The sequence below is a fragment of the Streptomyces katrae genome (genome assembly GCF_002028425.1).
GTDB lineage: Bacteria > Actinomycetota > Actinomycetes > Streptomycetales > Streptomycetaceae > Streptomyces > Streptomyces katrae_A.
Genome location: NZ_CP020042.1, coordinates 5926191 through 5943249 on the forward strand (window position 1 = coordinate 5926191; position 17059 = coordinate 5943249).

Annotated in this window: 15 protein-coding genes; 12 read left to right on the plus strand and 3 right to left on the minus strand. The window is 73.1% G+C overall.

Going from position 1 to position 17059, the window contains the following annotated elements:
* Positions 1–106 precede the first annotated feature (106 nt).
* From B4U46_RS26975 to B4U46_RS27020, 10 genes are all read left to right on the plus strand, one after another.
* On the plus strand, positions 107–1045 hold the full coding sequence (locus tag B4U46_RS26975; RefSeq protein WP_079430248.1) for a dihydrodipicolinate synthase family protein: 939 nt from the start codon (positions 107–109) through the stop codon (positions 1043–1045).
* Between the two features lie 57 nt (positions 1046–1102).
* Positions 1103–2107 carry a proline racemase family protein gene (locus tag B4U46_RS26980; protein ID WP_079430249.1) on the plus strand — a complete coding sequence of 335 codons (1005 nt, stop codon included), beginning with the start codon at positions 1103–1105 and terminating at the stop codon, positions 2105–2107.
* Positions 2104–3123 carry a proline racemase family protein gene (locus tag B4U46_RS26985; RefSeq protein WP_167747609.1) on the plus strand — a complete coding sequence of 340 codons (1020 nt, stop codon included), beginning with the start codon at positions 2104–2106 and terminating at the stop codon, positions 3121–3123. Before B4U46_RS26980 ends, B4U46_RS26985 begins: the two co-directional genes overlap by 4 nt.
* Positions 3120–4070, plus strand: a complete 951-nt coding sequence (locus tag B4U46_RS26990; RefSeq protein WP_237293135.1) for an ornithine cyclodeaminase family protein — start codon at positions 3120–3122, stop codon at positions 4068–4070. The genes B4U46_RS26985 and B4U46_RS26990 overlap by 4 nt, the downstream gene beginning before the upstream one ends.
* Before the next feature lie 56 nt (positions 4071–4126).
* Positions 4127–4837 (plus strand): GntR family transcriptional regulator, encoded by a 711-nt coding sequence (locus tag B4U46_RS26995; protein WP_079430250.1) that lies wholly within the window; start codon positions 4127–4129, stop codon positions 4835–4837.
* A 211-nt stretch (positions 4838–5048) separates the two neighbouring features.
* Positions 5049–6791 carry an ABC transporter substrate-binding protein gene (locus B4U46_RS27000; protein WP_079430251.1) on the plus strand — a complete coding sequence of 581 codons (1743 nt, stop codon included), beginning with the start codon at positions 5049–5051 and terminating at the stop codon, positions 6789–6791.
* A gap of 23 nt (positions 6792–6814) precedes the next feature.
* On the plus strand, positions 6815–7783 hold the full coding sequence (locus tag B4U46_RS27005) for an ABC transporter permease (protein WP_079430252.1): 969 nt from the start codon (positions 6815–6817) through the stop codon (positions 7781–7783).
* Positions 7780–8766: an ABC transporter permease gene (locus B4U46_RS27010; protein ID WP_079430253.1), complete on the plus strand. Its 987-nt coding sequence runs from the start codon at positions 7780–7782 to the stop codon at positions 8764–8766. The genes B4U46_RS27005 and B4U46_RS27010 overlap by 4 nt, the downstream gene beginning before the upstream one ends.
* Complete coding sequence (locus B4U46_RS27015; RefSeq protein ID WP_079430254.1) at positions 8766–9809, plus strand: ABC transporter ATP-binding protein; 1044 nt, start codon at positions 8766–8768, stop codon at positions 9807–9809. Before B4U46_RS27010 ends, B4U46_RS27015 begins: the two co-directional genes overlap by 1 nt.
* Complete coding sequence (locus B4U46_RS27020) at positions 9806–10828, plus strand: ABC transporter ATP-binding protein (RefSeq protein WP_079430255.1); 1023 nt, start codon at positions 9806–9808, stop codon at positions 10826–10828. The genes B4U46_RS27015 and B4U46_RS27020 overlap by 4 nt, the downstream gene beginning before the upstream one ends.
* Before the next feature lie 74 nt (positions 10829–10902).
* Here the strand turns inward: B4U46_RS27020 and B4U46_RS27025 are convergent, their stop codons facing one another.
* Positions 10903–12963 (minus strand): S9 family peptidase, encoded by a 2061-nt coding sequence (locus B4U46_RS27025; RefSeq protein WP_079430256.1) that lies wholly within the window; start codon positions 12961–12963, stop codon positions 10903–10905.
* Positions 12964–13168: 205 nt separating this feature from the next.
* Between B4U46_RS27025 and B4U46_RS27030 the strand changes: the two genes are divergently transcribed.
* Together B4U46_RS27030 and B4U46_RS27035 are read left to right on the plus strand one after the other, a co-directional pair.
* Positions 13169–14635 carry an MFS transporter gene (locus B4U46_RS27030; RefSeq protein ID WP_079432002.1) on the plus strand — a complete coding sequence of 489 codons (1467 nt, stop codon included), beginning with the start codon at positions 13169–13171 and terminating at the stop codon, positions 14633–14635.
* 34 nt (positions 14636–14669) lie between these two features.
* Positions 14670–15173 carry a hypothetical protein gene (locus B4U46_RS27035; RefSeq protein WP_079430257.1) on the plus strand — a complete coding sequence of 168 codons (504 nt, stop codon included), beginning with the start codon at positions 14670–14672 and terminating at the stop codon, positions 15171–15173.
* A 27-nt stretch (positions 15174–15200) separates the two neighbouring features.
* Here the strand turns inward: B4U46_RS27035 and B4U46_RS27040 are convergent, their stop codons facing one another.
* Positions 15201–16550, minus strand: a complete 1350-nt coding sequence (locus B4U46_RS27040) for a cytochrome P450 (protein WP_237293136.1) — start codon at positions 16548–16550, stop codon at positions 15201–15203.
* A 172-nt stretch (positions 16551–16722) separates the two neighbouring features.
* On the minus strand, positions 16723–16932 hold the full coding sequence (locus B4U46_RS27045) for an excalibur calcium-binding domain-containing protein (RefSeq protein ID WP_079430259.1): 210 nt from the start codon (positions 16930–16932) through the stop codon (positions 16723–16725).
* Positions 16933–17059: the final 127 nt, after the last annotated feature.

Consider the following 17059-nt stretch of genomic DNA (forward strand, 5'->3'; position numbering starts at 1 on the left):
GCCGGCTTCCCTCCGTCAACTTCCCTTCACCAACCCCTGACCGGCCTCTTGTGGCCGATCCACACCCACTAGTAAAATGTCACACACCACACTAGGGAGTCCTTCCATGACCGACGCGCCCACCCCCGCGCCCTCCGCCGACACCGCCGCCGACACCCGTACCCGCCCCTGGCACGGCATCATGGTCGCCACCTGCCTGCCCCTGCGCGAGGACCTGTCCGTCGACTACGACGCCTACGCCGAACACGTGGCCTGGCTGATCGCCAACGGCTGCGACGGCGTCGTGCCCAACGGCTCCCTCGGCGAGTACCAGACCCTCACCGGCGAGGAGCGCGCCCGCGTGGTCCGTACCGCCGTCGAGGCCGCCGGCGACGGCGCCCGCGTCATGCCCGGCGTGGCGGCGTACGGCAGCGCCGAGGCCCGCCGCTGGGCCGACCAGGCCGCCGAGGCCGGCGCCGGCTCCGTCCTGCTCCTGCCCCCCAACGCCTTCCGCGCCGACGAGGAGACCGTCCGCGCCCACTACGCCGAGGTGGCCCGCGCGGGCCTTCCGGTGGTCGCGTACAACAACCCGTACGACACCAAGGTGGACCTGACCCCCTCGCTCCTCGCCCGCCTGCACGCCGACGGCAGCATCGTCGCCGTCAAGGAGTTCAGCGGGGACGTCCGCCGCGCCTACGAGATCGCCGAACTCGCCCCGGGCCTGGACCTGCTCATCGGCGCCGACGACGTCCTCCTCGAACTGGCCCTGGCCGGAGCCGTCGGCTGGATCGCCGGCTACCCCAACGCCCTGCCGCGCTCCTGCGCCGCCCTCTACCGGGCCGCCGTCGCGGGCGACACCGCCACCGCCGTGCCGCTCTACAAGTCCCTGCACTCCCTGCTGCGCTGGGACTCCAAGACCGAGTTCGTCCAGGCCATCAAGCTCTCCATGGACCTGGCCGGCCGCCCCGGCGGTGCCACCCGGCCCCCGCGCTTCCCGCTCACCGGGGAGACCGAGGCCGCCGTGCGCGCCGCCACCGAGAAGGCCCTCGCCGAGGGCCTCAACTAGTCACCCGGCTACCCAGCCACCCAGCACGAACCAGCGACCGGCCGGAGGGGCGACCTGATGCGCACACGCCACGTCTACCACGCGGTGGACTCCCACACCGAGGGCATGCCGACCCGGGTGATCACCGGGGGAGTCGGGGTGATCCCCGGTGCCACCATGGCGGAGAAGCGGCTCCACTTCATCGAGCACATGGACCACGTCCGCACGCTGCTCATGTACGAGCCGCGCGGCCACGCGGCGATGAGCGGTGCCATCCTCCAGCCGCCCACCCGGCCCGACGCCGACTTCGGCGTGCTGTACATCGAGGTGTCGGGCCTGCTGCCCATGTGCGGGCACGGCACCATCGGGGTGGCCACCGTCCTGGTCGAGACCGGCATGGTCCCGGTCGTCGAGCCGGTCACCACGGTGCGGCTCGACACCCCGGCCGGGCTGGTGAGCGTGGACGTACACGTGGAGGACGGCGCCGCCACCGCCGTCACCCTCACCAACGTCCCCTCCTTCAGCGTCGGCCTCGACCTGAAGGCCGAGGTCCCCGGCTTCGGCCAGGTCACCTACGACCTGGCCTACGGCGGCAACTTCTACGCCTTCGTCGAACTGGACGCCCTCGGCCTGCCCTTCGACCGGGCCCGCAAGGACGACCTGATCGCCGCCGGACTGGCGGTCATGGACGCGGTCAACGCCTCCCCGGACCGGCCCGTCCACCCCGAGAACCCCTCCATCTCCGGCGTCAAGCACGTCTACCTCGCCGCCCCCGGCTCCGACGCCCGCCGCTCCCGGCACGCCATGGCCATCCACCCCGGCTGGTTCGACCGCTCGCCCTGCGGTACGGGGACCAGCGCGCGCATGGCCCAGCTGCACGCGCGGGGCCTGCTGCCGCTGGACACCGACTTCGTCAACGAGTCCTTCATCGGCACCGAGTTCACCGGCCGCCTGACCGCCCGGACCACCGTCGGCGGGCGCCCGGCCGTCGTGCCCACGGTCACCGGCCGGGCCTGGATCACCGGCACCGCCCAGTACTTCCTCGACCCGTCCGACCCCTTCCCGGGAGGGTTCCTCCTGTGACCGCCCCGACCACCGTCCGCACGGTGGACTACCACACCGCCGGCGAGCCCTTCCGGATCGTGGCGGAGGGCCTGCCCCCCGTCCCCGGCGACACCGTCGCCGAGCGCTGCGCCACCGCCATCGGCCCCGGCGGCTCCGGCACCGCGCCCCTGCGCGGCCCGCTGGACGAGGTACGGCGCCTGCTGGTTCAGGAGCCGCGCGGGCACGCCGGCATGTACGGGGGGTTCGTGGTGCCGCCGGACGACGACGGGGCCCACTTCGGGGTGCTGTTCTGGCACAAGGACGGCTACTCCACCGCCTGCGGCCACGGCACCATGGCCCTGGGGGCCTGGGCCGTGGACTCCGGACGGGTCGCGGCCCCCGACGAGGGGGACGTCCAGGTACGGATCGACGTGCCCTCCGGCCGGGTCTGCGCCACCGTCCACCGGGCCCAGGGCCGCACCAGCGGGGTCACCTTCCGCAACGTCCCGGCCCGGGTGGGTGCCCGGAAGGTCCCCGTGGCCACCACCCTGGGCATCGCCGAGGTGGACATCGCCCACGCCGGGGCCTGCTACGCCTCGGTCCGCGCCCGCGACCTCGGCCTGGAGGTGACCCGCGCCGCCCTGCCCGAACTGGTCCGCGCCGGACGGGAGATCCGCGCCGCCCTCGCCACCCACCCGGCGACCTGGCACCCGGACGGCCCGCTCCTCTCCGGCGTCTACGGGGTGGTCCTCTTCGAGGAGCTGCCCGACACCCCCTTCGGCCCGCACCAGCGCAACGTCACCGTCTTCGCCGACGGACAGATCGACCGCTCGCCCTGCGGCTCCGGCACCTCCGCCCGGCTCGCCCTGCTCGCGGAGGACGGCCGGCTGGGGGCGGGGGAGGACCTGCTGCACGAGTCGGTGACGGGCACGGTGTTCACCGGCCGGATCCTCCAGGGCGGGGTCACCGAGGTCACCGGCACCGCCTACCGCACGGGGGAGCACGCCTTCACCGTCGACCCGTACGACGCCCTCGGCGCGGGTTTCCTGCTGTGACGGGCCTCCTCCAGCTGGACGCCGCACGGACGGCGGGCCTGCTCACCACCGCGCAGGCGGCCGACGCCCTGGCCGGCGCCCTGCGCTCCGGGCTGGACCCGGAGGCCTGCCCGCAGCGCACCAGCGTGGCCGCGCCCGGCGGCGAACTCCTGCTCATGCCGGCCGCGTCGGGCGCCTACGCCGGGGTGAAGGTCGCCGGGGTGGCCCCGGGCAACCCGGCGCTCGGGCTGCCCCGGATCACCGGCAGCTACCTGCTCCTGGACGGCCCCACCCTGCGCCCGCTGGCCCTCCTCGACGGTGCGGCCCTGACCGCCCTGCGCACCCCGGCGGTCTCCGCCCTGGCCCTGCGGTACCTCACCGCGCCGGGCCGCCCGCTGCGGCTGGTGGTCTTCGGCGCGGGCCCGCAGGCGTACGGGCACCTCGAAGCGGTCCTGGAGCTGCGGGAGCTCGCGGAGGCGGTGGTCGTGGCCCGCGACCCCGGGCGCGCCGGGGAGCTGGCCGCGCACGCGCGGGCCCGGGGCGTCCCGGCCCGTACCGGGACGCCCGATGACGTGGCGGGCGCGGACCTGGTGCTGTGCTGCACCACCGCCCGTGCGCCGCTCTTCGACGGGCGGCTGGTGGCCCCGGGGGCGGTGGTGGTCGCCGTCGGCTCGCACGAGCCGGACGCCCGGGAGACGGACACCGCCCTCGTGCGACGGGCGGCGGTGTACGTGGAGTCGCGGGCGGCGGCGCTGCGCGAGGCGGGGGACCTGCTGATCCCGGAGGCCGAGGGGGCGATCGGTCCCGGTCATATCAGCGCCACCCTGGCCGACCTGGTCGCGGGACGCAATTCCCCCGGAGGACGGCAGAGTTGTCCACAGCTCTTCAAGAGCGTGGGCATGGCCTGGGAAGATCTTGCCGTCGCGGTGGCGATCTACCACGCGGCCGGAGCGAACAGCGAAACGTGACATTGTACGCTGTTCCTCCGCACGTCGGTGGTGTGCGGGGTCTCGGAGGAAGAGCAATGGGTGACCTGAAGCAGCACAGTCTCATCAAGGCCCAGGAACGGCTGCGCGACCAGGTCGGCCACGCTCTGCGTGCCGCGCTGATAGCGGGCGAGCTGCGCCCCGGCAGCGTCTACTCGGCGCCGGGCCTCGCCGCCGAGCTCGGCGTGTCGGCCACGCCCGTGCGCGAGGCCATGCTGGACCTGGCCCGTGAGGGCCTGGTCGAGCCGGTCCGCAACAAGGGCTTCCGGATCACCGAGGTCAGCGAGCGCGACCTCGACCAGTACACCGAGCTGCGCACGATGATCGAGGTGCCGACCATCGGCCGGATCGCCCGCTCGGCCACGCGCGAGCAGCTGGAGGCGCTGCGCCCGATCGCCGAGGAGATCGTCACCAGCGCCCGCGAGCACAACCTCATCGGCTACCTGGAGGCGGACCGCCGCTTCCACCTCAGCCTGCTCGCCCTCGCCGGCAACGAGCGCCTGGTCGAGACCGTCGGCGACCTGCGCAAGCGTTCCCGGCTGTACGGGCTGACGGGCCTGGACGAGGCGGGCAAGCTGGTCTCCTCCGCCGAGGAGCACCTGGAGCTGCTGGATCTGATGCTGTCCGGCGACGCGGAGGCGGCGGAGGCGTGCATGGTCCGCCACCTCGGCCACGTCCGCTCCCTGTGGGCCCAGGGCCGCGACGAACCGGTGGGCCGGCCGCAGGGCGGCCTCGGCTCCGGCCTCTAGGGGCCGCCCCTCGTGTCACGAAGCCGCCGGGCAACCGCCCGGCGGCTTCGCCGTGTTCCGGCCGTGGCCCCGGTGTGCGGCCCAACTCCCGTGTGGTGCAACGGTTTTGGACACGGCTGGATAACGGCGGCGACAAAGGGTTGTCAGTACAATTTCACATTACTATGTTACCGGTCACACCCTAAAGCGCGGCCCTTCTCTGGAGTGACCCATGACCAAGCGCACGAAACTCGCCCTCGCCACCGCCCTGGTGGCGACGCTCGCACTCGGCGCCTCGGGCTGCTCCGACCCCAAGAAGGACTCCGAGGGGAAGGGCGGTGCCAACCCCGCCGCCGCCAACGAGGGCAAGACCCTCGGAGGCACCCCGGTGAAGGGCGGTACCCTCACGGTCCTGTCCAACCAGGACTTCTCCCACCTCGACCCCGCCCGCAACTGGGTGATGCCGGCCATGGACTTCGGCACCCGCCTGCTCTACCGCACGCTCGTCACCTTCAAGGCCGAGCCCGGCAAGGGCGGCAGCGAGCTCGTCCCCGACCTGGCCACCGACCTCGGCACCCCCTCCAACGGCGGCCGCACCTGGACCTTCACCCTCAAGGAGGGCCTGAAGTACGAGGACGGCAGCCCGGTCAAGGCCCAGGACATCAAGTACAACGTCGAGCGCTCCTTCGCCCCCGACCTCACCGGCGGCCCCGACTACGCCGCCCAGTACCTGGCCGGCACCGAGGGCTACAAGGGCCCCCTCCAGGGGCAGCACCTTGACTCGGTCAAGACCCCCGACGACCGCACGATCGTCTTCGAACTCAAGCGCCCCGTCGCCGAGTTCTCCCAGACCGCCACCCTGCCCACCTTCGCCCCGGTACCGCAGTCCCAGGAGAAGGGCACCCAGTACGACTCCCGTCCGTTCTCCTCCGGCCCGTACAAGATCGAGTCCTACGAGCGCGACAAGAAGCTGGTCCTGGTCCGCAACGAGCACTGGGACCAGAAGACCGACTCGGTCCGCAAGGCCTACCCGGACAAGTTCGTCGTCGTCATGGGCCTCAAGGGCGGCCAGATCGACGACCGGCTGATCGCCGGCGAGGGCGCCGACGCCTCCGCCATCGAGTACTTCAACATGCGCCCCGAGAGCGCCCCGAAGGTCCTGCCCAAGCCCGACGTGAAGGCCCGTCTGCTCGCCGAGTCCCAGGGCTGTACGACCATGCTCCACCTGAACAACTCCCGGCCCCCCTTCAACGACCCCAAGGTCCGCGAGGCCATGCAGTACGCGGTCGACAAGGACGCCGTCATCACCGCCGCCGGCGGCCCCGCCCTCAACGAGGTCGCCACCGCCTATCTGCCCCCCGCCCTCACCGGCGGCAAGCAGGCCGACACCCTGAAGATCCCCGCCTCCGGCGACCCCGCCAAGGCCAAGGAGCTGCTCAAGGCCGCCGGCAAGGAGCACCTCAAGGTCTCCCTCTCCGTCTCCACCGGCGACAAGGCCAAGGCGGAGGCCCTTCAGCAGGGCCTGGCCCGGGCCGGCGTCGAGGTCGTCATCGACACCGTCGACCCCGGCGCCTACTACGACGTCATCGGCGACCTCTCCACCACCCCCGACATGACCTACACCGGCTGGTGCCCCGACTACCCCTCCGGCTCCACCTGGCTCCCCTTCGTCTTCGACGGACGCACCATCAAGGACAAGGGCAACCAGGGCAACTACTCCCAGTTCCGAGACGACGCCACCATGAAGCGGATCGACGAGATCAACGCCATGGCCGACGCCAAGCAGGCCAACCAGGCCTGGATCGACCTCGACGCCGAGGTCATGAAGAAGGCCCCGTCCATCCCGGTCCTCCTGGAGCGCAAGCCGCTCCTCGTCGGCCCCAACATCGCCGGCGCCTACGGCCACCCCGTGTGGACCGGCACCGTCGACTACGGGACCGTCGGCCTCAAGGACCCCTCGAAGAGCCAGGGCTGAGGAATCCGGGACCGGAAGACACCATGACCACCACCGCACCCGGCGCCGCCCCCGAGGCGGCCCCGGCCGGGGCGCCGGCCAAGGACGTCCCCCCGGGCAGCAGCCCCTGGCAGCTCGCCCGGCGGGAACTGCGCCGCCGCCCGGCCGTCCGCGTCAGCCTCTGCGTCGTCCTCCTCTTCGTCCTGATGGCCCTGACCGCGCCCTGGCTGGGCGCGCTCGGCGGCTGGTCCCCCGAGGAGTTCGACAAGTCCGCCATCGACCCCTACCTCGGCGGCCAGCCGCTCGGCTCCTTCGGCGGGATCAGCCCCGAGCACTGGCTCGGCGTCGAACCCGTCACCGGCCGCGACCTGTTCGCCCGCGTCGTCCACGGCGCCCAGGTCTCCCTGCTCATCGCCTTCGCCGCCACCGCCATCGTCGTCCTCGCCGGCACCGCCGCCGGCATCGCGGCCGGCTACTTCGGCGGCCGCACCGACGCCGTCCTGTCCCGGCTCATGGACCTCACCATGTCCTTCCCCTCCCTCATCTTCATGATCGCGATGCTGTCGGTGGCCAAGGACGTCAACCGGATCGTGCTGATGACCTCCGTCATCGGACTCTTCGGCTGGCCCGGCGTCGCCCGCGTCGTCCGCGGCCAGACCCTCTCCCTCAAACACCGCGAGTACGTCGACGCCGCCCGCGTCGGCGGATCCGGCGCCTGGCGGATCCTGACCCGCGACATCCTCCCCGGCGTCTCGGGCCCCGTCATCGCCTACACCACCCTGCTGATCCCCGGAATGATCAGCACCGAGGCCGCCCTCAGCTACCTCGGCGTCGGCGTCCGCCCGCCCACCCCCTCCTGGGGCCAGATGATCGCCGAGTCCGTGGCCTTCTACGAGACCGACCCGATGTACTTCGTCATCCCGAGCGTCTTCCTCTTCCTCGCGGTCCTCGCCTTCACCCTCCTCGGCGACGCCCTGCGCGACATCCTCGACCCGAGGGGCGGCCGCAGTTGATCCTCTACCTCCTGCGCCGGCTGCTCGCCCTGGCCGGCGTGCTCCTCGCCATCGCCGCCGTCACCTTCCTGATCTTCTACGTCCTGCCCACCGACCCGGCCGCCGCGGCCTGCGGCAAGACCTGCAGCCCCGAACGGCTCGCCGACGTACGGGAATACCTCGGCCTCGACAAGCCCGTCTGGGAACAGTTCACCCACTTCCTCACCGGCATCTTCACCGGCCGCACCCTCGGCACCGGCCAGTACGCCGTCCAGTGCGACTTCCCCTGCCTGGGCTACTCCTACGAGAACTCGCTGCCCGTCTGGGACCTGCTCATGGACCGGCTGCCGGTCTCCGCCTCCCTCGCCTTCGGCGCCGCCGTCCTGTGGCTGCTGCTCGGCCTGGGCGCCGGCGTCACCGCCGCCCTGCGCAAGGACACCGCCACCGACAAGGCCCTGATGGTCGGCGCCGTCGCCGCCGCCTCCCTGCCCGTCTACTTCACCTCCGTCATGCTCATCTACGGGGTGATCCGCATCGCCGGGCTGCTGCCCTACCCCAGCTACCACGAGCTCACCTCCGACCCCCTCGGCTGGGCCGGCAACCTGCTGCTGCCCTGGACGGCGCTGGCCCTGCTCTACGCCGCCATGTACGCACGGCAGAGCCGCGGCTCGATGATCGAGGCGATGGCCGAGCCGTACATCCGCACCGCCCGTGCCAAGGGCATGCCCGAGCGGACCGTCGTCGTCAAGCACGGGCTGCGCTCCGGGATGACCCCGATCCTGACCATCTTCGGCATGGACCTCGGCGGCCTGCTCGCCGGAGCCGTCATCACCGAGTCCATCTTCGGACTCCCCGGCATCGGCAGGCTGTTCTACGGGGCGCTCGTCAGCTCCGACCAGCCCGTGGTCCTCGGGGTCACCTTGCTCGCCGCCTTCTTCATCGTCGTCGCGAACCTCGTCGTCGACCTCCTGTACGCCGTCATCGACCCGAGGGTGAGGTACTGATGACCAGCGCCCCCGCAGCACCCCTCCTCGAAGTGCGCGACCTCAGCGTCACGTTCTCCACCCCGCGCGGCACCGTACGGGCCGTGGACTCCCTCGGCTTCACCGTCGAGGCCGGACGCACCCTCGGCATCGTCGGGGAGTCCGGCTCCGGCAAGTCCGTCACCTCCCTCGCCGTCATGGGCCTGCACCGGGCCGGCGCCGAGGTGAAGGGCTCCGTCAGGCTCGCCGGACAGGAGCTCACCGGGCTGCCCGAGAAGGAGCTCGCCAAGGTCCGCGGCCGCAAGGTGGCCATGATCTTCCAGGACCCGCTGTCCAGCCTCCACCCCTACTACACCGTCGGCGAGCAGATCGCCGAGCACTTCCGGGTCCACTTCCGGGCCGGCCGGGCCGCCGCGCGCAAACGGGCCGTCGACATGCTCGGCGAGGTCGGCATCCCCGAACCCGCCCGCCGGGCGGGGGAGTACCCGCACCAGTTCTCCGGCGGCATGCGCCAGCGGGCCATGATCGCCATGGCCCTGGCCTGCGAACCCGACCTGCTCATCGCCGACGAGCCCACCACCGCCCTCGACGTCACCGTCCAGGCGCAGATCCTGGAGCTGATCGCCCGCCTCCAGCAGGACCGCGGCCTCGGCGTCGTGATGATCACCCACGACCTGGGGGTGGTGGCCCGGGTCGCCCACGAGGTGCTGGTCATGTACGGCGGCCGGGCCGCCGAACAGGCCTCGGCCGACGCCCTGTTCGCCGATCCCGCCCACCCCTACACCCGGGGCCTGCTCGACTCGCTGCCCCGCCTCGACAGTGCCGACGACCTCCCCCTGCCGTCCATCCCCGGCTCTCCGCCGTCCCTGCTCCACCCGGCCCCGGGCTGCGCCTTCGCCCCCCGCTGCGCGGTCGCCGCTGCGGCCCCGGCCGACGACGCGGGCCGCTGCACGGGCGAGCGGCCCGAGCTGCGCCCGTACGGCTCCCCCGACCGGCTGGCGGCCTGCCACTTCGCCGGCGCGGTGCCCGCTGCCGCCGCCCCTGCCCCGGAGGTGTCCCGATGACGGCCCCGGCCACCCGCCCTAACCCCGCCGCCGAACGGGAGGGCCCGCCGTCCGCGCCGCTGCTGCGGGTCCGCGACCTGACGATGACCTTCCCCGGCAAACGCAGCCTGACCGGGCGCCGCTCGGCGCCGGTGCGGGCCGTCGACGGGGTCTCGTTCGACCTGGAGCCCGGCCAGACCCTCGGCCTCGTCGGCGAGTCCGGCTGCGGCAAGTCCACCACCGGCCGGATGCTGGTACGACTGCTGGAACCCACCTCCGGCAGCGTCGAGTTCGAGGGCCGCGACATCAGCCGGCTCTCCCAGGGCGCCCTGCGGCCCCTGCGCAAGAACATCCAGATGGTCTTCCAGGACCCGCACTCCTCCCTCAACCCCCGCCAGACCGTGGCCCGGATCATCTCCGACCCGCTGCTGGTCCAGGGCTGGAGCGCGGCCGACGCCCGGCGGCGGGCCGCCGAGCTGATGGAGCTGACCGGGCTGATCCCCGAACACATCGACCGCTACCCGCACGAGTTCTCCGGCGGCCAGGCCCAGCGCATCGGCATTGCCCGCTCGCTGGCCACCAGCCCCCGGCTGGTGATCGCCGACGAGCCGGTCTCCGCACTGGACGTCTCGGTCCAGGCGCAGATCGTCAACCTGATGGAACGGCTGCGCGCCGAACTCGGCCTGGCCTACGTGTTCATCGCGCACGACCTCTCCGTGGTCAAGCGGGTCAGTGACCGGGTCGCGGTCATGTACCTCGGCCGGATCGTGGAGATCGGGGACAAGAAGTCCCTGTACGAGAACCCGCAGCACCCGTACACCCGGGCGCTGCTGTCCGCCGTCCCGCTGCCCGACCCGGCGGCGGAGCGGCGGCGCGAGCGGATCGTGCTGCTCGGCGACCCGCCGAGCCCGGCCGCCCCGCCCCCGGGCTGCACCTTCCATCCGCGCTGCCCCAAGGCGCAGGACATCTGCCGCACCGAGCGGCCGTTGCTGCAGCTCGCCGCCTCGCGAGAGGTGGCCTGTCACTTCCCGGGTGACTGACGGGGATCACGGGAAGAAGGGAGGGCCCCGGGGACGATGGCGTCCACGGGGCCCTTCTCCGCTGTCCGGACCGCCTACGAGGCCAGTTCGCGGCGGAAGAACTCCAGCTCCAGCGCCATGATCTTCTCCCGCGCCCCGCCGGGGGTCATGTGCGTGACGCCGGGCAGCGCGAGCAGCTGGTGCGGGCGGCCCGCGTCGGTGAGGGCCTGGGACAGCCGCAGGGTGTGGGAGGGGTGGACGTTGTCGTCGGCCAGGCCCGTGACCAGCAGCAGCGGCCGGGTCAGCCGGGGCGCGTCGGGGATCAGGGAGTCCCGCTCGTACACCTCGGGGTGCTCCTGGGGCAGGCCCAGGTAGCGCTCGGTGTACGCCGTGTCGTAGTGCCGGAAGTCGGTCGGCGCGGCCCCGGCGGCCGCCGCGTGGAACACGTCCGGGCGGCGCAGCACGGCCATGGCGGAGAGGTAGCCGCCGTAGGACCAGCCGCGGATGCCGACCCGGCCGAGGTCGAGGTCGCCGTGGCGGGCGCCGAGTGCCCGCAGGGCCGCGACCTGGTCGTCCAGGGTGACCTCGGAGAAGCCCCGGTACATGGCGTGGGTGTGGGCGGGGGTGACGTTCGCGGTGCCCCGGTTGTCGACGGTGACGACGGCGAAGCCCTGGTCGGCCCACCACTGGCGGTGCTGCCAGCGGCGGGGGTCGGCGCTGACGTCCTGGGCGCCGGGGCCGCCGTAGCTGTCCATCAGGACGGGCAGGCGCAGGCCGGGGACGTGGTGGCGGGGCAGGACGAGGGCGGTGGGGATGCCCCGTTCGGTGACCCGCTCCAGGGCCGGTACGACCCGGTAGGGCAGCGGCGCGGACAGGTCGCGGGGGCTGAGCTCGCGGCCGTCGGCGGTGCGCAGGGTGCGGCGGACGCCGTCGGCGTCGGCGGAGGTCAGCAGCAGCGAGCCGGCCGCGGCGGCGGTGACCGCGTGCACGCCGGGGCCGTCGGCGAGCGGGGTGAGCTCGCCGGTGGCGGGGTCCAGGAGGAGCACCTGCTGCTCGGAGGGGTCGCGCAGGGCGCCTTCGAGCAGCAGCCGGTCCTGGTGGGTGCCGGCCACGCAGCGGACCTGGAGTCCCTCGCCGGTGAGCGGCTTGCCGTCGACGGCGAGGCCGCGCGCCGCGCCGTCGGCGACATCGGCGCAGGTGAGGACGCGTCCGTCGGGGAGGCGGGCCGGGGTGCCGGGGAGGGGGTCCACCCACTGGGGGTGCGTGGTGCGCGAGAGCTCGCGGGTGCGGCCGGTGGAGGGGTCGGCGGTGAGCAGGAGGACGTTCTGCTGGAGCCGGTCCTGGACGGTGAGCAGGATCTCGCTCGCGGACTCCCAGCCCGCGTCGGAGACGTAGGGGAACGCGTCGGCGTCCCAGTCGAGCCGTACCCTGCCGCCGTCGGGGCCCAGGACCCACAGCTGTACGTCGGCGTTGGGGCCGCCCGCTTCGGGGTAGGCGAAGTCCTCGCCCGGCAGCTCGGGGTGGGCGGGGTCGGTGAAGTGGCGCCGCTGGAGGGCGCTCTCGTCCACGCGGGCGGCGAGCAGCGTGACCCCGTCGGGGGACCACCAGTGGCCGCGGGTGCGGTCGAGCTCCTCGGCGGCGGCGAACTCGGCGACGCCCCAGCGGGCCCCGTCGTCGGGGCTGACCCGGCCGCCGGGGGCGGTGTACAGGACGTCGTCCGCCACGTACGCGGTCCGCGAGCCGTCGGTGTTGGCGCGCGGGTCGAAGGCGGGGCCGGCGGTGGGGACCGGTACGGGCGCGGAGCCGCCGTCGCAGGCGACCTCGTAGAGGCGGCCGTAGAGCGGGAAGACGGCGCGCAGGCCGTCGCCGGAGAGGGCGTACGAGCCGATCCCGGCGGCCACGAGCCGGGTGCGCTCGCGCAGCCGGCGCTCGGCGACGGGGAGTTCGCCGGGTTCGGGGGAGAGGGTGCGGGGGTCGGCGAGCAGGGTTTCCGCGCCGGTGGAGGTGTCCAGGACCCAGAGGCTGTCGAAGGCGTCGGCGGGGCCCGTCGAGCGCAGGAACCACAGGAGGCGGCCGGAGTCGCCGAAGGAGAAGGCGCGGGGAGAGCCGTGGGTGAACCGGGCCGTCGCGGCGGATTGCCTGAGGAAATCGTCCATGATCGTAGTCTGCCATGTGAAATGTCACATAGCCTAACCTATTCGAGTGGTGACCCTTGGGGCGCGGGCGTAGCGTCGACGGGTGGACCCGAACGCATCGCCACACAGCACCGGGACCGGCGGCACGGTCCGAGGCAACGGCAACGACGGCGGGAACGGCAAGGGGAACGGGCTGGCCCTGTTCGTCATCGCTTCCTGCCAGCTCATGGTCGTCCTCGACATCACGATCGTGAACATAGCCCTGCCGCACATCCAGACGGCACTCAATTTCTCCACCGAGAGCCTCTCCTGGGTGGTGAACGCCTACACGCTCACCTTCGGCGGCCTGCTCCTGCTCGGCGGCCGCACCGGGGACATCCTGGGCCGCAAGCGCGTGTTCGTCTCCGGGGTCCTGCTCTTCGGCCTGGCCTCCCTGCTCGGCGGGCTCGCCCAGAACGCCGGCCAGCTGATGGCGGCCCGGGCCCTCCAGGGCGTCGGCGGCGCCATCGCCTCCCCCACCGCCCTCGCCCTGATCACCACCACCTTCCGCGAAGGGCCCGCGCGCAACCGGGCCTTCGGGGTGTTCGCCGCCGTCTCCGCGGGCGGCGGCGCCATCGGACTGCTCGCGGGCGGGCTGCTGGTCGAATGGCTCAACTGGCGCTGGGTGCTCTTCGTCAACGTCCCCATCGCCGTGCTCATCGCCGTGATGGCCCGCCGGGTCCTGCACGAGTCCGAACGCCACCCCGGGCACTTCGACCTCGTGGGCGCGCTGCTGGGCACCTGCGGCATGGTCGCGCTGGTCTACGGGTTCATCCGCGCCTCCCAGGACGGCTGGGCCGACGCCTTCACCCTCGGCTCCTTCGGCGCGGCCGTGGTGCTGCTGGCCCTGTTCATCGGCAACGAGCGCCGCTCCCAGCAGCCGATCACCCCGCTGCACATGTTCGCCGACCGCAACCGGGCGGGCACCTACGGGATCATGCTCTTCCTCGCCTGCGCGATCTTCGGCATGTTCTTCTTCCTGACCCTCTTCGTGCAGAACGTCCTCGGCTTCAGCCCGCTGCGGGCCGGCCTCGCCTTCCTGCCCGTCAGCGTCATGGTGGCCCTGTCGGCCACCTTCACCTCCCGGCTGCTGCCCCGGTTCGGGCCCAAGCCCTTCATGGTCGGGGGCGCGCTGTGCTGCGCCGCCGGACTGGCCTGGCTGACGCGGATCGACGTCCACTCGACCTATCCGGGCAGCATCCTCGGCCCGATCATCGTCTTCGCCACCGGCATGGGCATGCAGTTCCTCTCACTGACCCTGATGGCCCTGTCGAACGTCCCCGACCGGGAGTCGGGCGCGGCCTCGGGTCTCCTGAACTCCATGCAGCAGGTCGGCGGTTCGCTCGGCCTGTCGATCCTCGTCACCGTCTTCGGCACGGCCAGCCGCAACGAGGCCAAGGACCAGGCGCCGGCGTTCGTACGCGGCTCCACCCCCGAGCAGAAGGCCTTCTTCGCCCGCACCCACCAGTTCCCCAGGCCCTGGTCGGACCTCGTGCTCACCTCGGGCGTGGGCGCGGCCTTCGTGGCGGCGGCGGCCTTCACCCTCATCGGGGCGCTGATCGCGATGGTCGCCATCCAGGTCCGGCCCTCCGACCTGGAGCGCCTGCAGGGCAATCACACCCCGGCGGGAGTCCAGGGGGAATCCGGCGGGTAGGGTCGCCTGGTCATCGAACACCGGGGGGAAACCGATGCTCCGACCCATCCTGCGCGGCGCCGCCGTGACGGCCGTGACCGTCACCCTGGCGGCCCTCACCGCCTCCTGCGGCAGCGGCGGCAGCCACACCGGCAGCGGCGGCGGCCCGAGGCCGAAGACATCCGCCGCCGGCCCGGCCGCCGACTCCGTTCCCCCGGCGCCCGCCCTTCCCGCCTCCGACGCCGGTCCGCAGCCGGAGCAGGTGCGGGACGCCTTCGCGGGCCTCCAGGCCACTCTCGGCGACTCCTGCACCCCGGGCAACTGCGCGTACTTCCTCGGCCGGGTCCACGACGAACTCCACCGCCTGGACCGGGCCATGAAGGCCGACCCCAAGGGCCCCGGCCACTTCCCCGAGCCGATCGCCCTGATCGCCCGGCTCGACCAGGAGCTGGGCGCCGACCACGGCTTCGAGAACCTCAAGAGGCACCAGCCGGCACTGCTCGCCGCCCGCGACGAGATCGACACCTGGATGCAGGACCACCCCGACGACTACCGCTGACCGCGGCGGCGCCGACCGCGGTGGGGGCTACGGCTCCACGCGGCGGATCCGGCACCGCATGGGGCCCTTGGCCTCCAGGGTGATCCCGGCGCTCAGGGGCACCTGGGTGTCCACGGTCTCGACCTCGTACGCCCGCAGGAGCATCGCCAGCGCGATCACCGACTCCAGCATCGAGAAGTGCTGGCCGATGCAGGCGCGCGGCCCGCCCCCGAACGGGAACCAGGCGTAGCGGGGCCGGCCCGCCTCCGCCTCGGGCGTGAAGCGGTCGGGGTCGAAACGGTCCGGGTCGCTCCAGTAGCGGGGGTGGCGGTGCGTCACCCAGGGGGCCAGGATCACCGTGGCGCCCGCCGGGACGGTGTGCCCGTCGATCTCGCTGGCGGCCACCGCGTTGCGGCCCATCACCGGCGCGGCCGGATACAGCCGCATCGTCTCCTTGAGCACCCGTGTGAGGTACGGCAGCCGGTCGAGGTCCGAGGCCTGCGGCGTACGGTCGCCCAGGACCCGGACGATCTCCCCACGGGCCCGGGCCTGCTCCTCGGGGTGGCGGCCCAGCAGGTGCAGGGCGAAGGCCAGCGAGGTGGCGGTCGTCTCGTGCCCGGCCAGCAGGAAGATCAGCACCTGGTCGCGCAGCTCGGCGGCGTCGAAGGCCGCCCCGTCCGAGCCCTGCGCCCCGGCGAGCAGGGTCAGCAGATCCTCGGCGCCCCCGTCCGCCCCATCCGCTCCGTCCGTTCCGCCCGCCCGCCGCCGCTCGGCGATGATCCGGTCGCAGACCCCGTACAGCTCCTCCATCGCGGCGGCAGCCCGCCGGTTGCCCGGGGTCGGCCAGCCGCGCGGGACGTTGAGGGGGGAGTAGCCGCGGCGCAGGACGTACTCCGTGATGACCGGAAAGCACCGGTGGACGACGTCCACGGTGGCGTCTGTATCGGCCCCGAACAGGATCCGGGACACCGCGCGCAGCGCCAGGTGCATCATCTCGTCCGAGACGTCGACGACCCCGTCCCGCGCCCGCGCCCAGGACGCCAGGGTGCCGGCCGCCTCCTCGGCGACCGCACCGGCGTAGCCGTCCACCCGCTTGCGGGTGAACAGCGGCTGCACCAGCCGGCGCTGGCGCAGGTAGTCCGCGTCCTGGGCGGTCAGCAGGCCGTTGCCGAAGGACTCCCGGATCTCCTCGTAGAAGGGGTTGTCCTTGCGGAAGTTGGCCGACTCCGAGGCCAGCACCTGCTGGGCCCCCTCGGCGGAGAACACGCAGTACAGCTCCATGCGCAGCCCGGGCGGGCCGGCGTCGATCCGTACCACGTCACCGTGGCGCCGCTGGGCGCGCAGATAGGTGCCGAGGGAATCCGCCTTCAGGTCGAGCAACGACCCGAGCCCCGGCATCCCCGCCAGGGCAGGGAACGCCGCCCCCCTGCCCGCCCCTGTCCCCACACTCGCCCGCACTGCCATGGCCGCCCCCTCGACTCCGTACCGACGAGTGGATTCTGCCGCCCGCCACCCTCCCGGGCGAGCACCTATCCGCCAACCGGCCGAATACCGCCCCCGGCCCGCCGGGCTACTTGTCGCAGGCGATGCCGTCCTTGTCCCGGTCGAGGGCATCGCGGTACCCGGGCTGCCCGCGCCGGATGGGCGCCGCCCCGGCGGCCTTCGCGGCGTCACAGTTCTTGTAGTAGACGGCCGAGGACTCCTTGGTCTCCTCCGGAGCCGGATACGAGGGGGCGTTCGAGGGCCGGGCCGCCGGCTTGGACACGCCTGCGCTGGGCACGGCCGGCGTCGCGGCGGCAGTGGACGAGCCCGACGGCGACGGCCCCGCACCCCGGCAGACCGTTTCGAGTCATATTCCACCGGCATAGACCGAGGCCCCGCCGCTCCCGGTGGGGCGCGGCGGGGCC